The organism is Hyphomonas sp. UBA3195, from assembly GCF_002366485.1.
Classification (GTDB): domain Bacteria; phylum Pseudomonadota; class Alphaproteobacteria; order Caulobacterales; family Hyphomonadaceae; genus Hyphomonas.
Genome location: NZ_DEXB01000021.1, coordinates 131,707 through 131,918 on the forward strand (window position 1 = coordinate 131,707; position 212 = coordinate 131,918).

Below are 212 nucleotides of genomic sequence, written 5' to 3' on the forward strand. Positions count from 1 at the left end.
AGGTTGCGAAGACCCCAGTATTCGGTCTTGCCAACAGATGCGCCTTTTTCCTTGAGAAAGCCGCTCAGTTCTTCGACAAAAGTCTCGACTTGAGCAGGCGAAATGTCAGGTCGTGTGATCACGACATGCTCATATAGTGCCATGTTTTCAGTCCCATAGTAGAGCCATGCGGCGCCAGACAGCGGGAAACTGCCGGGCGATGGCCCCTCTTC

The 212-nt window shown here is 53.8% G+C and carries 1 protein-coding gene; it reads right to left on the reverse strand.

Features of this window, described 5'->3' with window-relative positions; all coding sequences use genetic code 11:
* On the reverse strand, positions 1–143 hold a 143-nt coding region (locus B2344_RS07700; protein WP_349679784.1), incomplete at its 3' end, for a 30S ribosomal protein S6.
* Positions 144–212: the final 69 nt, after the last annotated feature.